Here is a 21,836-nt window from a genome sequence, read left to right on the forward strand (position 1 = left end):
AAAGCAATGAACCCAAAATTTCTAATTTATAGCCTTTTATTCTTGGTTTCCGGAAATCTCCTTGCCCAGCAAACCATTGAGTTATCCAATGACCAAATTCAGATAAAATGGACTCAATCTTCAGGGGGATGGATAATTTCTGACCTTTCCATTCGCACGGAAGAGAACTGGAAAAAAATTGAACATACCTCAGGGGAGTATGTTCTTCTCTATACCGATCAAAAACCGGAGATAGAGCCTCAGGAAGAACTTCTAACTGATACAGGAGATCCCTTCCCTGGAGAAAGCTATAAGTATATCGTTCCTACATGGGCAAAAAGAACTGCTCCGGTGAACTTAAATACAGCTGGCAAGGAACTGAAATTTTATCCTGACAAAGCCGATAAGCTAACGGAATTAAGTGTGAAGTTTACAAAGTCTACCGATTGGGGAGAAATAAGCAGCGTCTGGACATTGGAAAGTCAACAGGCTACAGATATCACTATTAAACAAGTGATGAAATCTACCCAAGCCGGTTACTATTCTTTGGCCAGTCCCACCCTTGTCACCATACCGGAGAGTGAACTTCAATGGGCGACTGTCCCAGGATATTTTCATGGGAATAAGTTGGAGGATATTCTTCCCTTATCTTATGGGTATGGGAATGGAATTCCTGCCAGGCCTATAATTTTCAGTGAAAGTACCGCCAGTACATTAAGTCCTATAATCACTTCTACTGAAGGGTTCACTATAGCGGTTATTCCTGACCCTTCATTGGGGAGAGATCCATGGGCTGAGGATGAAAATACACATGCTAACTGGCAGCTGGGACTTTCACACATGAACAGAAGTGCACAGTTGTCACCTTCGATTTACTATCCTGTGCTGGGAGAGCAGGAAAGCGAAATGAAATCCGGAGAAAGCATGAGTTATGGATTTCGGGTGAGCATACAGGATATGGATTGGTTTACCATGTTAAACCACGCTGTATATGATATTTATAAGTTTAAAGAAGGAGTAAATCTCAGAAAAAATACGCAGTCACTCAGTAATAGGGTGGAAAATATGCACGATTATCTAATGGATCCAGTGACGTCACTTTGGCGCATTGAAGAGTTTGAAGGAATGGAAATAGGAGCTCAATCCTACCTTGGTGGGGTGGTAGGCTCTGATAAGGATGCCATGAAAAATGCGGACTATGGTGCGATGTGGATGCTGGGACGTAGTACAGGGAATCCGCAGATCCAGCAACAGATTCTTCCCTATGCATTGAACTTTAAGTTGAAGCAGCAGCAGACTACGGATGGCTTTTTCAAAGGCGCGGCGATTGGCCAGTACTACCTTTACAAATCCAAAAAGTTTGTGGAGGAATGGGGCGAAATGGTTGAGCCAATTGCGCTCACTTATTACATCATGCTTGACATTGGAAATATTTTACTGTTTGAGCCCGACAATGGTGAGCTAAAAGAGCGCCTGAAACTTGGGGCAGAGCTGCTGATGGACTGGCAGAAAAGTGATGGAAGTTGGGCTGTCGCCTACGACAGGGATGAGACAGAGATATTCAAGGAAGTAAAGGATTTCCGACCTACTTTTTATGGGTTGCTGGTTGCTTACAAATTGTTGGGAGATGAAAAATATTTAGAGGCAGCCAGGAAAGGGGCTGATTGGTTTATAGCAAATGGAGTAGAAAACGGCAGTTTTTTAGGCGTCTGCGGGGATGCCAAATATGTGCCTGATTTTGCTACTGGACAAAGTGCACAGGCTTTTTTGGACCTGTATGAAGTAATCAAAGTTGACGCTTACCTGGATGCAGCAATTCAAGCTGCCAAGATTTATACCACCCATATCTATACCCACCCGATCCCTTCCCAGGTGGAGAAAACAGTGAACGGGAAAGTTGTACAGGATTGGGAGATTTCACAGGCAGGATTAAGTTTTGAACATGGAGGGGCCTTGGGGTCTGCCAATGGAAATGGCCCCATCCTGTTGGCGAGCCATGCAGGAATGTTTATCCGGATGTATGAAATGACCGGAGAGCGGATTTTCGCGGACATGGCTCGCTCAGCCACGATTGGTCGTGATGCTTTTGTGAATAAGGAAACCAGCGTTGCTTCCTATTATTGGAGAGCTATGGATGCAGGGTCAGGCCCTTTTCCACATCACGCATGGTGGCAGATAGGTTGGATTACAGATTATTTGATGGCAGAAGTTGAATTGAGATCAAACCGGAATATTATATTTCCCCGTGGATTTATAACCCCAAAAGTTGGACCTCACCAAAGTTATGGATTTGCTCCAGGGAAAGTATTCGGGAAGACTTCCAACCTAAGGATACTACCCAAAGGCCTGACTGTAAGTAATCCATCGATAGAGCATATCGTGGCCGAGTCCATAGATGGAAAAACATTACAGATTATCCTGTTGAATCAACATTATCAAAAACAGAATGGGACGTTGGAGTTGGATTTGGAGCAAGCAGGATTTTCGGATAGTATCAAATCCATTCAACTCCTGGATTCAAATGGGAAATTGACCAAAAAAATTGACACGTCAGAAAATTATTCAGTTGATATAGCTGGTTTTGGGTTGGTAGTATTAAAGATAGAATTACTGTGATTAAAATAATCTTAAGGATAACTTCATACTTTTCTCTTTTTCTCTTCCTTACGGTAGTGGCGTGCAGAACTTATCAAGGAGATTTGATTCAAGTCAAAGCAAAATCCCTTACGCTCCAAATAGCTAAGGCAACTTCTTCATACACAGTTTTGGATAAGGAAGGGAATGTACTGCTTCCTGCACATGCAGTTTCCGGAATTCTATTTTCTGTGGCTGATAGCCTACCGACATCTTCCCGTGTGGAAAGCTTTGAGCTAAATGATAATGAAGTCCATGGAACGCTAATCAATGAATTGGGACAATTGGCTGAATTTCGTATGGTTCTGGAGGATAGTCAGTTGCATGTAGAAGTTTGGTCAGGTGAGAATGATGCATTGGTCATGGAGATTCGGACAGCAAGCATGTCTCCTGTTTATGGCTTGGGAGATCATGGGGGATACGAGGGAAAAACCGATCTGTTTGGCTATAGGAATGACCATTTAATAAATGACAAGACTAAAACCCATAACTGGAATCATTACCGCTTTATTTCAACTTTTGCTATTTTCCCTTCCAGACAAGTTGCACAGGTGGTTTTTGACAAGGGGGAGAAAAGAATAGCTATTGATTCAGTGGAAAACAAAATGGGGGTTACCCGTGCGGAAAAGTTAAATGCTTACTATTTCTTCGGAGAACCAAAGCAAGTTTATCAAACTTATAATGTCGTTCGGGAGAAAGAAGGTTACCCGAGTAAGAAACCAAAATTTGGATTTTTTGAGATTGGCTATGAAGCGTTCGGTTCACTAGGCTGGAATACCTATCAATCTTCAGTTCAGGAAGATATTGATACCTATCTAAAGAAGGGCTATCCATTAAAATGGGCTGTGGTTGGCAGCGGTTTTTGGAAAGGTGAACGTAGAAAACCTTCTGAAGGTACAACGACTGCGTTTGGAATCTGGGATAGTATTCCAGAATCTGAAAGAAGTGACGGTTTGCCCAACCCCAGATATCCAGAAGTGAATGGGATGAAGGCATTTTTTAAAGAAAGAGGCATCAGCTTACTCTTGGGGAGTAGGATCAATTTTAAAGCATTACCGGAAGATGGTGGGAATTATCATTCGGCAAACGATGGCCATTTTGTGAATGAAGCAATTGAAAAGGGCTATTTGGTCAAAAATGAATCAGGATCAGATCAGGTTTTTGATGTGAATTTTCCTACAGGCAAAACTTACCTACTCAATACTGGAAAGCCGCAGGCTGTGGAATGGTTTGTTTCCAACTTTGATAAATGGGATGTGGACGGAATCAAAGAAGATCTTATGCTTCAGGATGGTGTATTGCTTGATAATGATGCAAAACAAAATACAGTGAATGAAGCATTTATGGATCAGGGTAAATTGGTAATGGTTAGAAATTCTGCCTATGGAGTACCTGGGGATATTTTAAGAATGGAAGATACTAAATACGGATTTGACCAGGATCGCACACCAATCAATGCTTTGGGCTACGCCTACAGCGGTGCAGGAAATGTGTATCCTGATATCGTTGCAGGAAAGTACTTATCCAATCCACTATCGGAGGATCAAAAGCGTTATTTCGTCAGAAATGCCATGATGGCCGCTGTCATGCCAGTGATGTCTTTGGGGTATGGACCCTGGCATATGGAAAATCAAGGATACGAAAAGGTAGTGGAGAAATCGGTAAGCATGCATCACCAGCTGGTTCCCTACATTTACAGTGAAATAGTTAGAGGCTATGAATCTGGATATCCTTATGCTATGATTCCGTTGCCACTGGCTTTTCCTTTGGATCAAGATACCTATCACTTGGCTGACTCAACCAGGCGCCAGTACAGCTGGATGATTGGTGAATCTCTTTTGGCTACCCCTGTTTTCGGAAATGATTATGCCACTGCCCAAACTCGGAATATTTATTTGCCTGAGGGTAAATGGATGGATTGGGAATCCGGTAAGGTGCTGGAGGGTAATAAAACTTATTCTGCTTATAGTTTACCTGACGAGAAGTTTCCGCTTTTTATCGGAGGGAATGATTGCATTGTACTTCGTAAAGGCGGAAAGCTCTATTTATATTATTTTCCTCTGAATTTTAAAGGACAAGATTACGAATTCACTTTTCCGGATGGAGATTCTAAATCGGTAGTGAAAACTCCAAGTCAAACTGCGGATTCTTACAGTCTGGAAATAGATGGTTCAAAACAGAATGAATTAGTATGGGATAAAGAACGGAAAGGCTACTTCTTTGAAATAGAGCAGGGGAAAAATTATGAGATAAAAGCAAAAGATAAATGAAGATGAAATTTTCTAACAGCGTTGCTTTCCTTTTCTCTTTTTTGGCATTATCAATTTCGGTTGCAAATGCGCAGCAAAATAACCTGTCCTTAACAGGAACAGCAAGTGCTAGTTCTTTTCAAGAGGGATTCAATCCTGAAAAGGCAATTGACGGTATTAAGGATATTACCAGTAGTTGGAAAAGTAAAGTTGGAGATGAATCCAGTTGGCTGATGATCCGGCTGCCAGGTGCTACAGAGATTTTGAGAATTGATGTGGATTTAGCTGAAAATACCCCTGTTCTCTCTGCTTTTATGCTTCAAATCATGCATAATGGAACTTGGCGGAATGTACAAGAAGTGAAAGGTAATGTCCAGACTGAAATATCATTGGGGTTGGAGAAGCCTGTGCTAGCTGACCGAATCAGATTGTTAACCCAGAGCGACCAAGAAATAGGAATCTCCGAACTAGCAATCTATGGCCAGGAGTATGTGGACAGCACAGCACTGGATGTAAAGAAGATTTTGGTGAACCAAAGTGGGTATAACATAAATCGTCCTAAACGGTTTTCTGCTCCTAGTTTACAAGCAACTTCAACTTTTTGGATCATTGACCAAGCAACCGGTGAGATTGTCTATAAAGGGAATATGATAGATCATGTAGGGGATTTCACGGATTTCAATCCTAAGTCGGGTAATGAATTTCTGGTTAAAATCGGGAATGAAGAATCTTTTCCTTTTCGCATCGGGGTAAACTGGATGGAGCGGGTGACCTACCGGAATATGGTGGATTTCATGATTGGTGCCAGACATTATGTTGGCACTACCGATGAGATCAGACCACTATCCTGGGAATGGAGGGATGGGGATTTTTTTAATTGGGCGGAGCAAAGTTTGGTTTCTCTCTATTTGTCAAATCCGGCTGCATTTATTCGAATGGAACAAACCATTCGGTATGTTCCAAATGAGTCTTTCCCCACTGAGTATCGTGGAAAATGGGGTGCTTTGGATCCTTATGCTGATAATACACCAGACATTGTACAACTTATACACTGGGATGCCGATGTGAAAATTTCCCAGGGGTTGGAACATGAAATGCAAAAGGCAGAGTTGGCTTATTTTCTTTATGCCTGGCCTTATTTGAAGCAGTGGCTGCCTCAGCAGAATTTCGATTTAGTTTATGCCTATTTGAAGGTAATATGGGAGAAGGAAACAGTAGGTGAATACTCTACTACTCAATATGATATAAGTCCAGGCCACAATTTATTGATGCTGAAAACGAAGTTGGGAACCACCAAAGGAGAACTTCCTCCAGGTCATTCTATTATTCCTAATCTAATGATGTATGAAGTTGCCAAGAATCAGGATGATCCTGATGCACAGAAATACTTTGATGCAGCCTATAATCAGCTGGACTGGATGATTAGAAACCTGGATTGGAATGATCCTATGACAACCAAAGGGCAACGTATGTCAGAACATATTACCATGCGTGCCTTTGCTTTCTTTTATTCCCAATATCGGGAACATGCACCTTCAGGAATACAGGATAAAGTAGCGGAATGGGCCAAAGTGGCTGTTTCCAGAGCTGATAATTATTGGGACTTTAGAAAATATAGTGAAGAGGAATGGACACCTCCAAGTTGGAATGAGACCGGGAATGTGCTGGGATTTCCCGCTGCTGCATTGGCAGCCATGTTAGTGTTGGATGATGAAGAACTAAAGCGTTCATTGGAAATTTTGGTATGGTCCCATTTGGATAATTCCTTTGGAAGAAATCCTACCGGAAGGCATTTTTCTTTCCGGGCACCGAAAGAAATTGAGGGAGTTGAGCTGGGTTGGTATAGTTACCACAAAGGAGGATATGGACTACTGGATGAGGTGAAGTTTGTGTTTGACGGTTCTCCAAAATCATTTCATTATCCTAATCACCCCGAAGTAGGTAATCTGGGGTGGACAGAGGGATGGGTGCAGTTCAATACTGCTTTTAATTCAAGCATGGCTTACCTGGCGAATTATTACAGCTGGATTACTCTGGAAAAAAGTGAAGAGGAATTGATCATCAGATTGAATGCCCCCTTAAATTTTTATCCTGGCGAAAATGAACCAGTTCAGGTTCTGTTGAGCAATAAGGCGGGGCAATCAATCTGGGTGAAATTGGAGGAGGAATCCCCTTATTCGGAATTATATATTGGCAGGGTAAAAATCCATAATCGAAGTTTGGAGTCCAATGGTAAAGTTTTGACTATTCAGAAGGAGGATGAGGTTCGTGTTCAATACGGCTATGGATTTATGAAAAAGGTTGATTTATTGGAAATTAACAGATAGGACATGATTGAGGAAGAAGTACGGGGTTTAATTTAAGCTTATGAAGTGGTTTAAAAGTGTTTTCATAGTTGTCCTTTTAATTACGATGGCTTTATTTTCTCAACTTTCCATGGCACAGCAGATAAAGGAAAAGCAGTATACGCTACTTGGACTGGGAGATTCAATTACTGAAGGAGGGGTAAATTTCAATTCGTATCTTTATTCTCTTTGGGAAATGCTATTTATTGCCGGATATCAAGTTGAATTTATTGGTCCAAACGCTGCCAACACCAAGATAGGAGGAATAGCTCATGCAGGATATAGTGGGATGAATGCAGAGTTTCTGGCCGCCAGGATTGATAGTATTTATTCCGAATATCCTGCCGATATCGTTTTGCTTCATGCCGGTCACAATCATTTTATAGAGGAAAAGCCAACTGATGGAATCATTGCTGCCCATAAAGCTATCATTGAGAGAATCAAACAGATCAATCCGGAAGCAATTGTTCTAGTGGCTAAAGTAGTAGAAAGCGGAAAGCTCCCCAAGTATTCTTACATCCCTGATTTGAATAGACAAATTGGAAAGCTTGTTTCTAAGCTGCGAAACGATTACGATGGTTTGTATCTGGTAGATCAAGCAAATAGGTTTGACTGGTATACTGATACTATTGATGACAAAGTACATCCCAATGAGTGTGGTGCATGGAAAATGGCAGGTGTATGGTATAAGAAACTCCAAAAAGTACTGGCCAAGCCCTCAGTATCTTTTAATCCTGAGTTGATTCCCTATAAGAAAACGACTCATGAAGAGCTGAAACTTCATACGTTTTACCCTCGGGAAAGATTGGGCTCGGATAAAAGACCTTGCATCGTTTTCTTTTTTGGAGGTGGATGGAAAGTAGGGACTCCGCTTCAGTTTTACAGGGAGGCAGCCTTTTTTTCGTCTCAGGGAATGGTTGCTATTGCGGCAGATTATCGAACGGAATATGAGAATGGTACAACTGTATTTGAATCCATTAGGGATGCAAAATCTGCCATTAGATGGATCAGGAAAAACGCTTCAAAATTGGGGGTTGATCCAGATAGGATAGCCGTAGCTGGAGCATCGGCTGGAGGCTATTTGGCAGCAGCAACTGCAACGGTTTCTGGTATGGATGAATCGGATGAGGATTTTTCCATCAGCTCCAAACCAAACCTGAATTTGCTTTATTATCCGGTGCTGGATAATGGCCCTGATGGGTATGGGTCTACCGAGATGAAAGCCAGGTATTTAGAAGTATCCCCCATTCATAATGTGGGAGCTACTAATCCCCCCACATTGTTACTCCTGGGTACTGAAGATCCTTTTTTATCGGTGCAAAAAGCGATGAAATACAAGTCCCTGCAGGAGGGTAAAGGAATATCGTGTGAAGTGAAGCTTTATCAAGGTGCTGGACATCCCATCTTTTATTATCGTCAAGGGGTTTCTTCCGATTATTTTAAGATGCTTCATGACTCGGAGGGATTTCTCAGAAGGCATGGGTATTTGCAGTAAAAAAAGAATAACGAGGAAAGTCATTTTCCTTTTTGTCACATGTAAAATCAACGTTCAATGAACAGCAAAAAGAAAATTATAGCAGGAGTTTTTTTCCTATTTATCCTGTGTTTCTGCATTGGTATAAAGTTGTCTTTAGCCAGCACCTTAAGATCTGAGCGCGGCCCTGAAACAATCAGGATGTTGACCATTGGAAACAGCTTTGCAGATAATGCCTGTCAGTACCTTAAGGAAATAACTGAATCTGTTAAAGGATATCAAATTATCATAGGTAATGCAAATATTGGGGGAGCAGCGCTGGATAAACATGCAGACTTTATTAAAAAGAGTGAAGTTGATCCAACCTTTAAACCTTACAATGGGAAGTCATTGAAAGATTGGTTGTTGGAGGAACAGTGGGATGTAATTACGATCCAGCAGGTTAGTCATAAGAGCTATAAGATAGAATCATATCAGCCCTATGCTGATGAAATTGTCGCCTACATTCAGAAATACATGCCGAATGCTAAGATTTATATTCATCAAACATGGGCTTACGCTCCGGATTGTATTAGACTGGATGAATTTGGGATCACCTCCGATCAGATGTACAAAGGTTTGAAAAAAAATTATAAAGCATTGTCAAAGCATTACGATTTTCCGGTCCTTAATTCTGGAGATGCTTTTCATCGTGCATATAAAACAAATCAGATTAATCTGTGGAATGATGATGATCGTTTTCATGCTAATGTCAATGGGAGTTATTTGGCAGGGTGCGTATGGTTTTCGGAATTGTTTGATGTTTCCCCCAAGGAAATCAAGTATGTTCCTGCAGGGATGCCAGAGCTAACCGCAAATTTTTTAAGAGGACATGCAGATGTTCGATAAAAAAAAGCCTATTATTCTCTTCGGAAACTAAGCATGCGCAATAACGACTTAACCGCTTCACTTGCTAATTATTCATCTTTTTAAAACCTGCTTGGTGCAAAATTACATGCTCCTATAAATTTACATGTGGTTATCCCTAAGTTGGCATTCTCCTGTTTCTACCCATATCTAGGAAATCTAGCTGGTTTGATAGGGCAGGTTTTCATAAATAAGTTAAAAGGAGGGAAGTAGGAAATACAGGGGATTTAGAATGCAATGGCGGCAGTACATTTTCCTAAAGTTGGATTCCGTAAATCAATTTTATTTTTTCTATTCCTTATTCCGCCAATTTAGCCTGATTCCGTCACACGAGGCAAGAGACTACGGCATAAAGCCAGCGCCCATGCCCATTCTTGTTTATTCCGTTTCCTCTTGCACTTAGTGCCGTTCTTAGACTGCATCAGCTTCATAAGTATTTGTCAAACCAAAACACAAAAGACTATGAAGACTCCAACAAAAACATCATCTAGGACTTACGGAAAAAAACGCGCCCAAAATGCCGTTGGAAGCAAGTACAACAACCTGCAAAAGGCAAATGGATCATCGGATATCTATAAGAAGTTTACTGATCTGATTATTGAGAAACTGGAGGAATGGGTTATACCCTGGAAGCAACCTTGGCATGAGATGGCATTGCCAGCAAATTACCAGACTAGGAGAGCCTATTAAGGGATGATAAGAAAACCATCCTATAAATTATTGTCTAAATCCATAGAACTATTTAGTAGAGATGATTCAATCCTTAAGAGTTTTTCTATTGGATACTTTAAGAATGTGAGACTCTGTAAACTTGGAAATTGCAAGTTGAACACTTCACAAAGTATTTGCTTAAAAATCGATCCGTTCAATTTTTTATTCTATTTTTGTATCAATCATTACAATAATATATGAAGGGAAGACCTGCAGTTTTTAATGAAAAGGAAATATTACTCAAAGCCCAGGAACTGTTTTGGAAAAAAGGGTACAGTGCAACGTCCTTATCTGAACTAAGTTATGCAACAGGTGCTGGAGCTGGTAGTTTATACAACACGTTTAAAGGTGGGAAAAGAGAACTTTTCAAAAAAGCTTTATTGCAGCGGAAAGAGGATTTAAATGATTTTAAAGCTAAACTAGAAGCCAGTGATAACCCCATCGAATTAATTAAAGCATTTTATATTGGTGTGGCAACTGAATCAACAAAATCTCACTTGAAAGGGTGTATTGTAGCAAATACAATAGTGGAAATGACTTTTATAGACGATGAACTAGAAAGTGAAGCAATAGAGATTTTAAAAGATTCAGAAAAACTCTACACAAAGACTATTCTTGCAGAACAACTTAAAGGAAACATCAAATCAAAAATACCTGCGCATGTTTTAGCAAGGTATTTAATAACACTCTGGTGTGGGATTAACACTTTACGAAGAATTTATCCGGATAAAGAGATCCTGAAACAGCAAATTGAATTGCAATTGCAAATACTTGATTGAAATTTTTTTTGATCATTATTTTAACAATCATTACAAAAATTGAATGGATTTACAATTAAAGGGAAAAAGGGCATTTATAAGTGGGTCAACACAAGGCATTGGGTTTGCTATTGCCCAGAAATTATTAGAAGAAGGTGCTTCTGTAATAATTAATGGAAGGCAGCATGAAAAAACTGAACGAGCGAAGAAAAAACTTCAAAAACAATTTCCGAGTAGTATAATAGATGCCAAATCAGCGGATTTTTCAAAGTTTGAGGAAGTAGATAGCTTACTTCAAGATTTATCCGATATAGATATTTTGGTTAATAATGTTGGGGTTTTTGAAATTGAAGAATTTGAAAATATTGCCGATGAAGATTGGTATAACTATTTTGAGGTTAACGTCATGAGTGGTGTTCGTTTGTCTAGGAAGCTATTTCCTGAAATGCTAAATAAGAATTGGGGAAGAGTTATTTTTATCAGTAGTGAATCGGGGGTTAATGTTCCTGAAAACATGATTCATTACGGAATGACAAAAGCAGCTGTTTCAGCAATTTCAAACGGACTGTCTAAACTGACAAAAGGAACAGAAATAACGGTGAATACTATAGTGGGGGGACCAAGTTATTCCGATGGGGTCGCAGAGGTAGTGGAAACCATTGCAAAAGCTCAAAACCTTGAAGTTGAACAAATGAAATCCGTTATTATTCAACAATCTAATTCCCATATTTTATTGCAACGATTTATTAATCCAGCTGAAATTGCAAATTTAGTAACCTATATATCAAGCCCTTTGTCAATAGCCACAAACGGTGCTTCCCTTAGAGCAGATTCAGGAGTACTCAAAACGATTTGAAACGAAATAGCGCACAAAATTCGCAGTGAATTAAGAAGTGAATGCTATTCCTTAAGCGCTGCCTTTTTCTTTATAGAAAATTAAAATTTGGACCAACCGGAAGGAAAAGCCAGCAATTCAATAATTTCTGCCTTGCCAAAAGGTCTTTATTAAAACAAAGGGTTGTTAATGCTTCATGATTAGTTTGGTCAGAGTCTGAAATACAGGCACCCTATATTCAAATTTGATAAATAGAAATGGTTGAAAATTCAATATCTCCCTTTATCCTTGCTTTAAAAGCGCGCAATCTTTCTGTCGAAATTCTTCAAATACAATCAAAGAGGCAGATCCAAGCGAACTGAAATTCGTGAAATTCCCTCCTGTCTTTTTGTTGGTTGGAACGGATGAAGTATTGAATGACGATTCCAGGAATTTTTATTCGTACATCAATCCAATTCAAAACGAATCCAAAATCAAGGAGAATGATGGGCAAAAACACGTTTGGCTATTTTCCCATATTGATTCTAAAGAATCCTTGGAAGCAATAAAATACATAAAACAGTTTATATCCACCTATTAAAATTTTGATAAGGAAGAATGTAGCGACTCGGCTGCCTAATATCACTTCATTAGGAAAAGCTCAGTCGCTATTAATTTTTAAAAAGGGAGAGTAATATGGTCGCAGAACCTGGACAGGTCTGATCATTAAAAATCCAAAGACTTCAAATATTTGGGTATTTTTATTGAACTTCTAAATTATTTGGCTTAAAGGATAGATATGATACGGAGTGGATACTTGTAATAATTTTACAAGTAAAATGTCATATCCATCCATCACAATTTTTGATTTTATAACATGAATTTAGGATAAATGCGGTACAGGGCTTTTATTCACACAGTGTTAACAATTGCTCAACTTTTAAACAGTAAGTTTTTTGCGTTAGTTGCTGAAATTATGACTCATAAACTGCCTAAAATCTAAATTACAATATGGTTTTGTTGGTAAGGAAATAAGATTTAGTCAAAATTGATAGACGCTTTGACAACTTTATATTCCTAAATTCAACTTTTACAAAGAATTGGGTTTAGCCGCCCCGCTTCACAATTGTTTCACTTTTTGATAACTGGAAAGGGACTTAAATTCTCTCAGTTGCTTTCGTCCTTTGCGGTATGAAAAAGCCGCCATTATTTCTTCTACTGCTGCTTTTGGGAAGTTTTTGCTGGGGACAAAATACGCCTCAAGCTAGCTACTTGCCAGTTTTGGGAGAAAATCCTACACAAGCTAAAAATGTATACTTCCTCAGTCTGCTTGAGGAGATGCCTTACCTGAAATCCCTTCTTGAACAAGACGGGGAACTTGCGGAAATTGCCTCAGCTAAATTTGAACTTTTGACCCAATCACTTCAGGATTGTGGAAAGGATGCAGGCTGCTATCCGGCTGCTTTGGGATTCACTGCCAATGAAATTGAACGTATAGCACAGCGCATCGAACAGCTGGCCAAGCAGGACAAAAGGTTAACTGATATCACCTTAGACCACATCGCGCCATCCGGAATGTATCAGATGAATGCAGCTGATGACCCTGCACCTTTTTTAGCCAATGCCTGGAAGCAGGATGCTGCCACGCTCAACCATATCATCGCCATCTATGGAAGGGGAGAAAAACCCAACTATCCTAAGATAGACTCACTGGGAATGAACCTCAACTCATCCACTTATCTGGCCAATATCCAGGCCTTAAGTGAACTGGCTTCGGTAAAATATGAGGGTTCAAAGCTCTTTTATCAATTGACCCTTGGTTATGCCATGGACGCATTGGCAATGGCCAGATTTGAGCGGGCAGGGGACTTTGAACCCATGATGTCCTATGAAAATAGGGCTGCCTTCGATGCTGCACAAACCACAGATTGGGAAGAGTTTGACTATCCTTTGATCTTGATTCCTGGGGCAGGGACAGACAATTACCTGGACAGCCTCAGCTCTGGAGGCGTACTCAGATGCCAATTGGCTTTTAATGCTTTTAAGAAAAAGAAAGCCCCTTTCATCTTGGTTTCAGGAGGCTATGTCCATCCTTACAAGGTGCTGCACAATGAAGCCATAGAAATGAAACGCTACTTACTGAAGTTGGGAGTTCCCGAATCTGCGATCCTAATTGATCCACATGCCAGGCATACCACCACCAATATGCGAAATACTGCCAGAATCATGTTCCGCTATGGATTTCCAACGGATCGACCTTCGATTACAGTGACCACTCCATCCCAAAGTGCCTACATCTATTCTGATATGATGCATGATAGATGCATGAGGGAGCTCGGATACCACGCCTATACCAATGGCAAACGCCTTTCTGCTACCACCGCGGAATTTTTCCCTTTGATTTCCTCCCTTCAGATTGATACCGATGAACCACTTGACCCTTAAGATGAATAGGCTTATTTCTTTAATTTCCCTTCTGCTCATTTCCGCTGTAAGGTTGAGCGCACAGGAGATGTCCATTTCCAAACTTCAAACGCTTCCAGATCTGGGAGCAACTCAGGGAGTGACAAAAATTGCTGATCAGGTGTATATCTACGGCGACAGGGAGGTGGGCATGATGAAAAGTTACTCCCTAAATGATAGCCTGGTTTACACTGGGCAAGAATTCCTATTTACTGTGGATGGAAAGGATTTAATTAATCATCCTACAGGTATTGCCTACTCAGAGGGTTCACCGACTTTCATCGGAAACTCCATTCGGCTGAATACTGAAGGCACCCTTTGGAAGGCAGTCATCTATGCTATAGACTGGGAAGGATTTTTAAAAACTAAAACACTGGACGGTAATCTTCTGGCCACCATTGAGGACGATGCCTGCATTCAGGGGACCAGACCGGAATATGTAAGCTATAAAGGCAAAATGCTGGTTGCTACCTCGGATTATGGACCATCCCTCAATGAAGTGCGGCTATATGATCCCGAAAAACTTATTCACGCTCAGAAATCCTCGGACCCGGGTGTTATGGTGGGAAAATTCACCTGCTCTCCCTGGGTACAAAACTTACACTGGATAGCTGATGAGGGTATCTTGATTTTGATACAAAACCAAATAGAAGGAAAATTATGGCGCTTGACTTTTCTGGATTTTGAAGCTTCCATAAAGGCCGGAAAGGAAGTGGTGCTCAATCAGATTGACTTGGATAGAAAAGACGAATTGGAAGGATTTTGCCTGCTGAATACTTCTCTGGGATTAGCAGTTTCCTCTTCCAGAACCCAAAATGCCGCGTTGATCAACATCCCCCAATTATTAAAATTTTAACTACATGATGCAAAATTTATTCAATGTCATTTTGGTGTCACTTCTTTCCATGGGCTTTGCTTTTGCCCAGGGAACTGTAAGTGGTACGGTAACTGATCAGGATGGAAAACCACTGGATGGTGTTTCCATTCTGGAAAAAGGAACCAGTAATTACGATATTACTGATCCGGATGGTAGCTTTCAGCTGGATACCCAAGAAGGTGCTGTATTGGTTTTTACCCTAATGGGATATGGCCCCAAAGAAGTAACGGTAGGAAGCCAGACTTTGGTCAATGTTCAGCTGGTATCCCAGGATCTTGATCTGGACGAAGTAGTGGTAATCGGTTACCAAAGTCTCCGCAAATCTGATCTTACAGGGGCCGTGTCCAACCTCAAAGCAAAGGATCTGAACTTGACCACTCCGACACTGGGTCAGGCGCTAACCGGAAAAATTGCAGGTGTACAAGTATCTCAAGTTTCCGGTGCTCCTTACGAGACGACCAAAATCCGGGTTCGTGGGATTGGCTCCATAAACGCAAGCTCTTCGCCTCTTTATGTCATCGATGGCTATCCAGCTGCCAATGATGTCTATATCAACCCTATTGATATTGAATCTATTGATATTCTTAAAGATGCCGCTTCTGCTGCTATCTATGGCTCCAGAGCTTCTGGAGGTGTAGTGTTGATCACTACAAAAAGAGGACAGGAAGGCAAGGCACAAGTAGAATTCGACTATCAGTCAGGCCTACAACAGCTTGCAAAGAAAGTAGATTTACTCAATTCAACTGAATTTGTGGATCTCTTGATTGATGCGCGAAACAACAATTATAGAAACCTGATCGAGAATTCAGGGAGAGCATGGACTGACGCTATGTATTCGGATTCCAACCAGACCAGGGTTTCCAATGTGGGAAATGCAGGCGGGGTCAGTATCCCAACTGAATTCTACGATTTTGCAAATCAGAAGGCAATTGCACCTGAATATGATACGGACTGGCAGGATGTGCTGTATAGAAATGCACATACCCAGCGATACAACTTATCCGTGAACGGCGGTAATGAAAAATCACGCTACTTCCTTAGTGGTGGATACCAGCATCAGCCGGGTATAATAGAGACCACGAATCAGGATCGCTTTAATCTAAGATTGAATGTAGAATCCAAAGTGAGTGAGCGGTTAAGAGTGGGAGCGAATGTTGCTTTTACCAGTAATCTCAACCGGGAGGTGCAGGAAGGAAGGTTCAACCAAGGCCCCATTCTTGGCGCATTGATTTATATGCCGATCTTCAAAGCCTATAATGAAGACGGGACCTTGTCCAAAAATGAAGCAGCTTCCCTTTCATCAGCATACGGATTTCAAAGTATAGAAAACCCTCTAGCCTTGGCCAGTGAGACCATCATCAGCCGCCGTGGCCAGCGAGGTACTTACAATGCCAATGCGAGCTATGACATACTAGAAGGGTTGACTTTCAAAGCGAATCTTGGTATGCAGACCTACTTTGAAAAATATGAATTCTATAAGCCTACAAGCCTAAGCAGCGGAGCAAACCCTCCTTATTCGGATCAGGCAAAGAATGCTGCCTATGCTACTGCGCAGACTTATGATCGCAGGGATAAACTGGGGGAATTTACATTAGCATACCTCAAGGATTTCGACAAGCACTCACTCAACGCACTTGTTGGATACACAGTGCAGGACACGTATACAGATGTGATCAGTGTGACTTCCAATGGTTTTGAGAATGATAATATTCCGGAAATCACTGGAAAAGGAGCTGATCCTACCAATTTTCAGATGAACGGAGGCACTGGGAAAACCCAGACCCGCTTACTTTCTTATCTGGCCAGGGTCGGGTATAACTACGACAGCAGGTATTATCTGACGGCTTCATTTAGACGGGATGGATCTTCCAGATTCGGCCCACTCAACAGATACGGTAATTTCCCATCCGTGTCTGCTGCCTGGAATATTTCAAACGAAGATTATTACAACGACTGGTTGGGAGAAGGTTCTTCCCTTAAACTCCGTGCAAGTTGGGGATTAAGTGGCAACAATAACATCGGGGATTACAACTATGCACAGGTGATGTCCACTTCCCAACCTGTAGTATTTGGTAATGGCTCAGTGGAATCAGGGGTTTATCCACTGAATATGAGAGATCAGTCTCTAGGCTGGGAATCAACCAGCCAGTTCAACGTTGGGGTGGATACCGAGTTTTTGGATGGCAGGCTATCCGTTATTGCCAATGCCTATCTGAGTCGATCCTTTGATTTGCTGTTGAATAGACCTATCTCTGCTATTTCTGGAGCTACTTCTGTTCTTACCAATATGCCTGACTCCAAAGTGGAGAATAAAGGGTTTGACATTCAAATAGATGCGGCGGTTGTTTCCAAAAGTAACTTCAACCTTAACGTAAGCGGTAATATTTCCCTCAACCGCAACAAAGTTTTGGATCTGGGGGATGCAAGTACCATTCTTTCCAGAGGTGCGGAACGTTCCTATCTGACACATATCACTACCACCGGACAGCCTATCGGAATGTTTTATGGCTTCAAAGTAGCCGGTATGGTGAGACAGAGTGATATGGATAATATCGCTGCTGATGATGCTGCCTACAATTCTTCCACTCAGTCCTTCCCAGAAGGCTATGAAATCAAAGGTCCTCCAAGATCCTTGGCTTCCAGCAACCCGCTACGTCCTGGCGACCTCTACTTTGAAGATGTAAATGGAGATGGGATTGTCAGTGACGAGGATAAAACAGTAATCGGTACTCCGTATCCCGATTTTACCTACGGGCTTACCTTGAGCGGTAATTACAGAAGTTTTGACTTCGCAGTATCCATGAATGGCTCCCAGGGAAATGAAGTGTTGGATGGTCAGGATTACTACTTATTCAATATGGAAGCTTCGGGTAATCAGTACGCCGTAGTGGATGATAGATTCAGAAGCGAAAGTGATCCAGGAAACGGTTGGGTGTACAAAGCTTCAAGAGGTGGTACCCAAAGTAACAGTACGCGACTATCCACTTTCTATATTCAGGATGGTTCCTTCCTGCGCATCACAAACATCACGGTGGGGTACAATGTGAAGCCTGAAGCCCTTCAGAGAATGAAACTGTCTGCTTTCCGTATCTACATGGGAGTGGACAATGCTTTCACCTTCACGAAATATCTGGGCTACAATCCTGAAGTGGATTACAACGATGGAGCAAATCTGACGCCTGGGGTGGATTATGGTAAATATCCGCTGATGAGATCCTATAATCTCGGTGTAAAAGTCACTTTCTAATCTGATTTTAAAATTACAAAGACATGCAAAAATACATCATCATATTCCTTACATTCCTCAGCACGGCGGCACTTTTTTCCTGTGGGGAAGAGTTTCTGGATCTTTCCGATCCCAATGCCGTGCCTTCCGGGGAATTCTTAAAAGCTCCTGCGGATGTGGAAGCGGCTGTCAACGGAATTTACGAAGCTATCCGAAGCAACAGCGCTTTGGGTGAAAGCAGCAGTGTGTATGTAGACGAACGTAGTGACGACATGGGACGAAATGATAATCAGTCCAATGCAGGGGAGCCCTTTCAGTTTAATGATTTCTCCTTGATTCCAAGTAATACCTATCTTAAAAGTCATTGGTCAGCTTTGTATACCATCGTGTCCCGGGCTAATTACGTCATCAACAATATTGAAACTGTAAGTTATCCAGATGAAAACCTAAGGAGTTCTCATTTAGCTCAGGCTACCTACCTTCGCGCTTTGGCTTATTACCATCTGGTAAGAAAGTGGGGAGCGGTTCCTTTGGTTACCATAGAAGTGAAGACGCCAGATGAATTGGAAGAAGTGACTTTTCGGGAAACGGAAGCCAATGTCTATGCACAGATTATTGCAGATTTAGAATTGGCTAAGGAAAGTACTTTACCTGATCATCAGCCTATATCCGGAAAGGGTAGAGTGTCAAAAGTGGCAGCATTGGCTTTATTGGGAGAAGTATATCTGACGATGGGGAGTAATGAGATTACCGGAAAAAGCCCAAGTGAATACTTTACACTTGCCAAGCAAAATCTGGAAGAAGCTTATGGTAAAAGAACTTTTGGAGACCTGAAAGAGATACCTTACGAATCCGTGTTCGATGTGGATCAGAAATCCACCAATCCTGAATTGATCTTCCAGATAGTTTACCGTCAGGGAGACCAGAACCTGAGTTCAGCTGTGGCCAGAAACAACCAAGCTTTGGGGGAGACCATTAATTCCCAAAGACCTGCGACAGGAAGTGGTACCCGGGTTAACCTGGATTTGGTGAATGAGTTTGAGCAAAATGATCCACGTAAGGAGTTCTCAGTCAATTATGCGGAGGATTCCAGAGTTCAGGAGTTCTTTATTACCAAATACCGGGACGTAAGCGATGCGGCGGGAGTGAATGGTTTTGGGGGTAATGACCACATCATGATGCGCTATGCAGATGTAATCTTGTTGCTGGCTGAGGTAAATGAACGATTAGGTAATTCCGCAGAGGCCATTGCCATGTTGAACCAAGTAAGGGATAGGGCAGGATTGCCTCTTTATGAACAGGCTATGCAGAATCCTGATTATGCTGCTCTGTATCCAACTTTAAAACTTGCGATTTTACATGAACGCAGAGTGGAATTGGCTTTTGAACAGAAACGTTGGTATGACCTCCTTAGAGCTTTTGCCATTTCGGAATTAGTTCAGTTTTTCAAAAGTAAAGACCAGTCAGAATATGGTGTTGCCAATCTTCAGAATTTCTCTCAGAAGGATAGGTTTTATCCCATTCCTTTTGATGAATACCAGCTTGACCCAGAGCGTATGTATCAGAACCCCGGATATAATTGACTTTTAAGTCAATACTGAAAAAAAGGCTGTCTCGAAAGTAGGGACAGCCTCTATTTTGTACGGGTAGATACCTGAATCAATTTTCATACAGCCAAATCTAAAGCTCTTGAATGGACTTATGAGACAACCACTTTTTTGTTTGCTAATCCCAGCTGTTTTAATGAAACGGTCACTGTTTTTGATAAGGGAAAAAATTATTCAGGAATAATGAAGATCAAGGATTGGATTGGGAAGGTGAATAAGGAGTATAAAATAAGCATGGTCCCTCTGAAAAATTAGGCAACCAACCAAATGCTCCAAGCTAAAGTCACAGAGCAGTTTCCAGGCAGTACTATCGTGTTTAAATATCAATTTAGTAACGGACTGGTTCAATCCTTGAATATGGTCTGAAAATTGGTCTATCTATTGAGTTTGATGTGTCGAAAAATCCTGAGTATAGTATTCATTCAATGGAATTTTTTTTCTATTCCTTCTTCCGCCAATTTAGCCTGATTCCGTCACACGATGCAAGAGACTACGGCATAAAGCCAGCGCCCATGCCCATTCTTGTTTATTCCGTTTCCTCCTGCACTTAGTGCCGTTCTCAGGCCGGTGCAGCTTCATAAGTATTTGTCAAACCAAAACACAAAAGACTATGAAGACTCAAGCAAAAACATCATCTAGGACTTCCGGGAAAAGGCGCGGCCAAAATGCCGTTGGAAGCAAGTGCAACAACCTGCAAAAGGCAATTGGATCATCGGATATCTATCAGAAGTTTACCGATCTGATTATTGAGAAACTGGAGGAAGGGGTTATACCCTGGAAGCAACCTTGGCATGAGATGGGATTGCCAGCAAATTACCTGACTAAGAAACCTTACAAAGGGATCAACCTCTGGCTGCTATTATCCTGTAACCATCAGTACCCGTATTACCTGACTTTCAAGCAAGCCAATTCGCTGGGAGGGAAAATAATGAAAGGAGCAAAGGCACTTCCGGTGTGCTACTGGAATTTTGCCTTTCGGGACAAGAAGACCGGGAAGGTGATTCCACAGGACCGGGTTGCCGAATATGATCTGAACCTGGTGAGTCGATCAGGCTTTCTCAAAGAGTTTAAGGTATTTCCCATAGAGCAGATTGAAGGAATAGACTGGGAGCTACCAGTGAAGCTTACCGAAGAACAGCTTCCAATAAATGAACAATGCGAGAAGATTTATGGGGAAATGTTTCAGGCTCCTAAGTTGATCTACAAAGGATCTTCGGCATACTACAGAACCGATCTTGATCAGGTTACCATGCCAGAGAGGAACTTGTTTCCAAGCAGCGAAGCATATTATGGGGTACTCTACCATGAGCTCATCCATAGTACAGGGCATTCTTCCCGATTGGATAGGATAGGTGTTTCAAACCCCCAACGGTTTGCATCCGAAGCCTACAGCAAGGAGGAACTGATCGCTGAAATGGGAGCAGGGTATTTGAATAACTATACAGGGATACTGGATCAAAACCTGCTGGAAAACTCTGCTGCCTACATCCAAAACTGGTTAAACGAGCTTCGAAATGACAAGCATCTCCTGATTGAAGCTGCCAGTAAGGCGCAGAAAGCGGTGGATTACATGCTAAATGAAAGTCCGTTTTAGGAGAAAGGGGAGAGATCCCCTTTTTTTGTTCATTTATTAAAGTTATTTTCGATAATTATGGTTACCTAAATATGTTACCATACCCTTTAAATTGATTCAATCCTACCCACCAAAGAGTGTTTGAATTAGCAGTGAATAAAAAAATTATTTTAAAAATTTGACGCAAGTAAAGAACGATTCTTTCTTGTAACATTGATCG

Annotated in this window: 14 protein-coding genes; all 14 read left to right on the top strand. The window is 41.4% G+C overall.

The window, feature by feature from the left end; genetic code table 11:
- Positions 1 to 6: 6 nt before the first annotated feature.
- The 14 genes from AACZ73_RS18335 to AACZ73_RS18400 all read left to right on the top strand — a co-directional run bounded on the left by AACZ73_RS18335 (position 7) and on the right by AACZ73_RS18400 (position 21,637).
- Positions 7 to 2,595 carry a glycerophosphoryl diester phosphodiesterase gene (locus AACZ73_RS18335; protein ID WP_339880120.1) on the top strand — a complete coding sequence of 863 codons (2,589 nt, stop codon included), beginning with the start codon at positions 7 to 9 and terminating at the stop codon, positions 2,593 to 2,595.
- Complete coding sequence (locus AACZ73_RS18340) at positions 2,592 to 4,883, top strand: hypothetical protein (protein WP_339880121.1); 2,292 nt, start codon at positions 2,592 to 2,594, stop codon at positions 4,881 to 4,883. The genes AACZ73_RS18335 and AACZ73_RS18340 overlap by 4 nt, the downstream gene beginning before the upstream one ends.
- Before the next feature lie 2 nt (positions 4,884 to 4,885).
- Positions 4,886 to 7,189 (top strand): discoidin domain-containing protein, encoded by a 2,304-nt coding sequence (locus AACZ73_RS18345; RefSeq protein WP_339880122.1) that lies wholly within the window; start codon positions 4,886 to 4,888, stop codon positions 7,187 to 7,189.
- A 40-nt stretch (positions 7,190 to 7,229) separates the two neighbouring features.
- Positions 7,230 to 8,702, top strand: a complete 1,473-nt coding sequence (locus AACZ73_RS18350) for an alpha/beta hydrolase fold domain-containing protein (protein WP_339880123.1) — start codon at positions 7,230 to 7,232, stop codon at positions 8,700 to 8,702.
- Between the two features lie 57 nt (positions 8,703 to 8,759).
- Complete coding sequence (locus AACZ73_RS18355) at positions 8,760 to 9,569, top strand: DUF4886 domain-containing protein (protein ID WP_339880125.1); 810 nt, start codon at positions 8,760 to 8,762, stop codon at positions 9,567 to 9,569.
- 480 nt (positions 9,570 to 10,049) lie between these two features.
- Positions 10,050 to 10,277, top strand: a complete 228-nt coding sequence (locus AACZ73_RS18360) for an ArdC family protein (RefSeq protein ID WP_339880126.1) — start codon at positions 10,050 to 10,052, stop codon at positions 10,275 to 10,277.
- A 218-nt stretch (positions 10,278 to 10,495) separates the two neighbouring features.
- Positions 10,496 to 11,077, top strand: a complete 582-nt coding sequence (locus AACZ73_RS18365) for a TetR/AcrR family transcriptional regulator (RefSeq protein WP_339880128.1) — start codon at positions 10,496 to 10,498, stop codon at positions 11,075 to 11,077.
- Positions 11,078 to 11,120: 43 nt separating this feature from the next.
- A complete protein-coding gene (locus AACZ73_RS18370; RefSeq protein ID WP_339880130.1) occupies positions 11,121 to 11,912 on the top strand; it encodes an SDR family oxidoreductase in 792 nt (263 codons plus the stop codon).
- Between the two features lie 346 nt (positions 11,913 to 12,258).
- Complete coding sequence (locus AACZ73_RS18375; protein ID WP_339880131.1) at positions 12,259 to 12,471, top strand: hypothetical protein; 213 nt, start codon at positions 12,259 to 12,261, stop codon at positions 12,469 to 12,471.
- 590 nt (positions 12,472 to 13,061) lie between these two features.
- Positions 13,062 to 14,315, top strand: coding sequence for a YdcF family protein (locus AACZ73_RS18380; protein ID WP_339880132.1), 1,254 nt, complete (start codon positions 13,062 to 13,064; stop codon positions 14,313 to 14,315).
- A 1-nt stretch (position 14,316) separates the two neighbouring features.
- A complete protein-coding gene (locus tag AACZ73_RS18385; protein ID WP_339880133.1) occupies positions 14,317 to 15,189 on the top strand; it encodes a hypothetical protein in 873 nt (290 codons plus the stop codon).
- Between the two features lie 4 nt (positions 15,190 to 15,193).
- Positions 15,194 to 18,457 carry a TonB-dependent receptor gene (locus AACZ73_RS18390; RefSeq protein ID WP_339880134.1) on the top strand — a complete coding sequence of 1,088 codons (3,264 nt, stop codon included), beginning with the start codon at positions 15,194 to 15,196 and terminating at the stop codon, positions 18,455 to 18,457.
- 23 nt (positions 18,458 to 18,480) lie between these two features.
- Positions 18,481 to 20,019: a RagB/SusD family nutrient uptake outer membrane protein gene (locus AACZ73_RS18395; protein ID WP_339880136.1), complete on the top strand. Its 1,539-nt coding sequence runs from the start codon at positions 18,481 to 18,483 to the stop codon at positions 20,017 to 20,019.
- A 634-nt stretch (positions 20,020 to 20,653) separates the two neighbouring features.
- Positions 20,654 to 21,637: a zincin-like metallopeptidase domain-containing protein gene (locus AACZ73_RS18400; RefSeq protein ID WP_339880137.1), complete on the top strand. Its 984-nt coding sequence runs from the start codon at positions 20,654 to 20,656 to the stop codon at positions 21,635 to 21,637.
- Positions 21,638 to 21,836: the final 199 nt, after the last annotated feature.

Source organism: uncultured Algoriphagus sp. (assembly GCF_963974835.1).
Lineage (GTDB): Bacteria > Bacteroidota > Bacteroidia > Cytophagales > Cyclobacteriaceae > Algoriphagus.

Bases quoted from the DNA above. Each gene is read 5' to 3' on its own strand.
- AACZ73_RS18360 (WP_339880126.1), top strand. From the start codon at position 10,050: ATGAAGACTCCAACAAAAACATCATCTAGGACTTACGGAAAAAAACGC.
- AACZ73_RS18385 (WP_339880133.1), top strand. From the start codon at position 14,317: ATGAATAGGCTTATTTCTTTAATTTCCCTTCTGCTCATTTCCGCTGTA.
- AACZ73_RS18350 (WP_339880123.1), top strand. From the start codon at position 7,230: ATGAAGTGGTTTAAAAGTGTTTTCATAGTTGTCCTTTTAATTACGATG.
- AACZ73_RS18335 (WP_339880120.1), top strand. From the start codon at position 7: ATGAACCCAAAATTTCTAATTTATAGCCTTTTATTCTTGGTTTCCGGA.
- AACZ73_RS18390 (WP_339880134.1), top strand. From the start codon at position 15,194: ATGATGCAAAATTTATTCAATGTCATTTTGGTGTCACTTCTTTCCATG.
- AACZ73_RS18370 (WP_339880130.1), top strand. From the start codon at position 11,121: ATGGATTTACAATTAAAGGGAAAAAGGGCATTTATAAGTGGGTCAACA.
- AACZ73_RS18365 (WP_339880128.1), top strand. From the start codon at position 10,496: ATGAAGGGAAGACCTGCAGTTTTTAATGAAAAGGAAATATTACTCAAA.
- AACZ73_RS18345 (WP_339880122.1), top strand. From the start codon at position 4,886: ATGAAATTTTCTAACAGCGTTGCTTTCCTTTTCTCTTTTTTGGCATTA.
- AACZ73_RS18395 (WP_339880136.1), top strand. From the start codon at position 18,481: ATGCAAAAATACATCATCATATTCCTTACATTCCTCAGCACGGCGGCA.
- AACZ73_RS18380 (WP_339880132.1), top strand. From the start codon at position 13,062: ATGAAAAAGCCGCCATTATTTCTTCTACTGCTGCTTTTGGGAAGTTTT.
- AACZ73_RS18400 (WP_339880137.1), top strand. From the start codon at position 20,654: ATGAAGACTCAAGCAAAAACATCATCTAGGACTTCCGGGAAAAGGCGC.
- AACZ73_RS18355 (WP_339880125.1), top strand. From the start codon at position 8,760: ATGAACAGCAAAAAGAAAATTATAGCAGGAGTTTTTTTCCTATTTATC.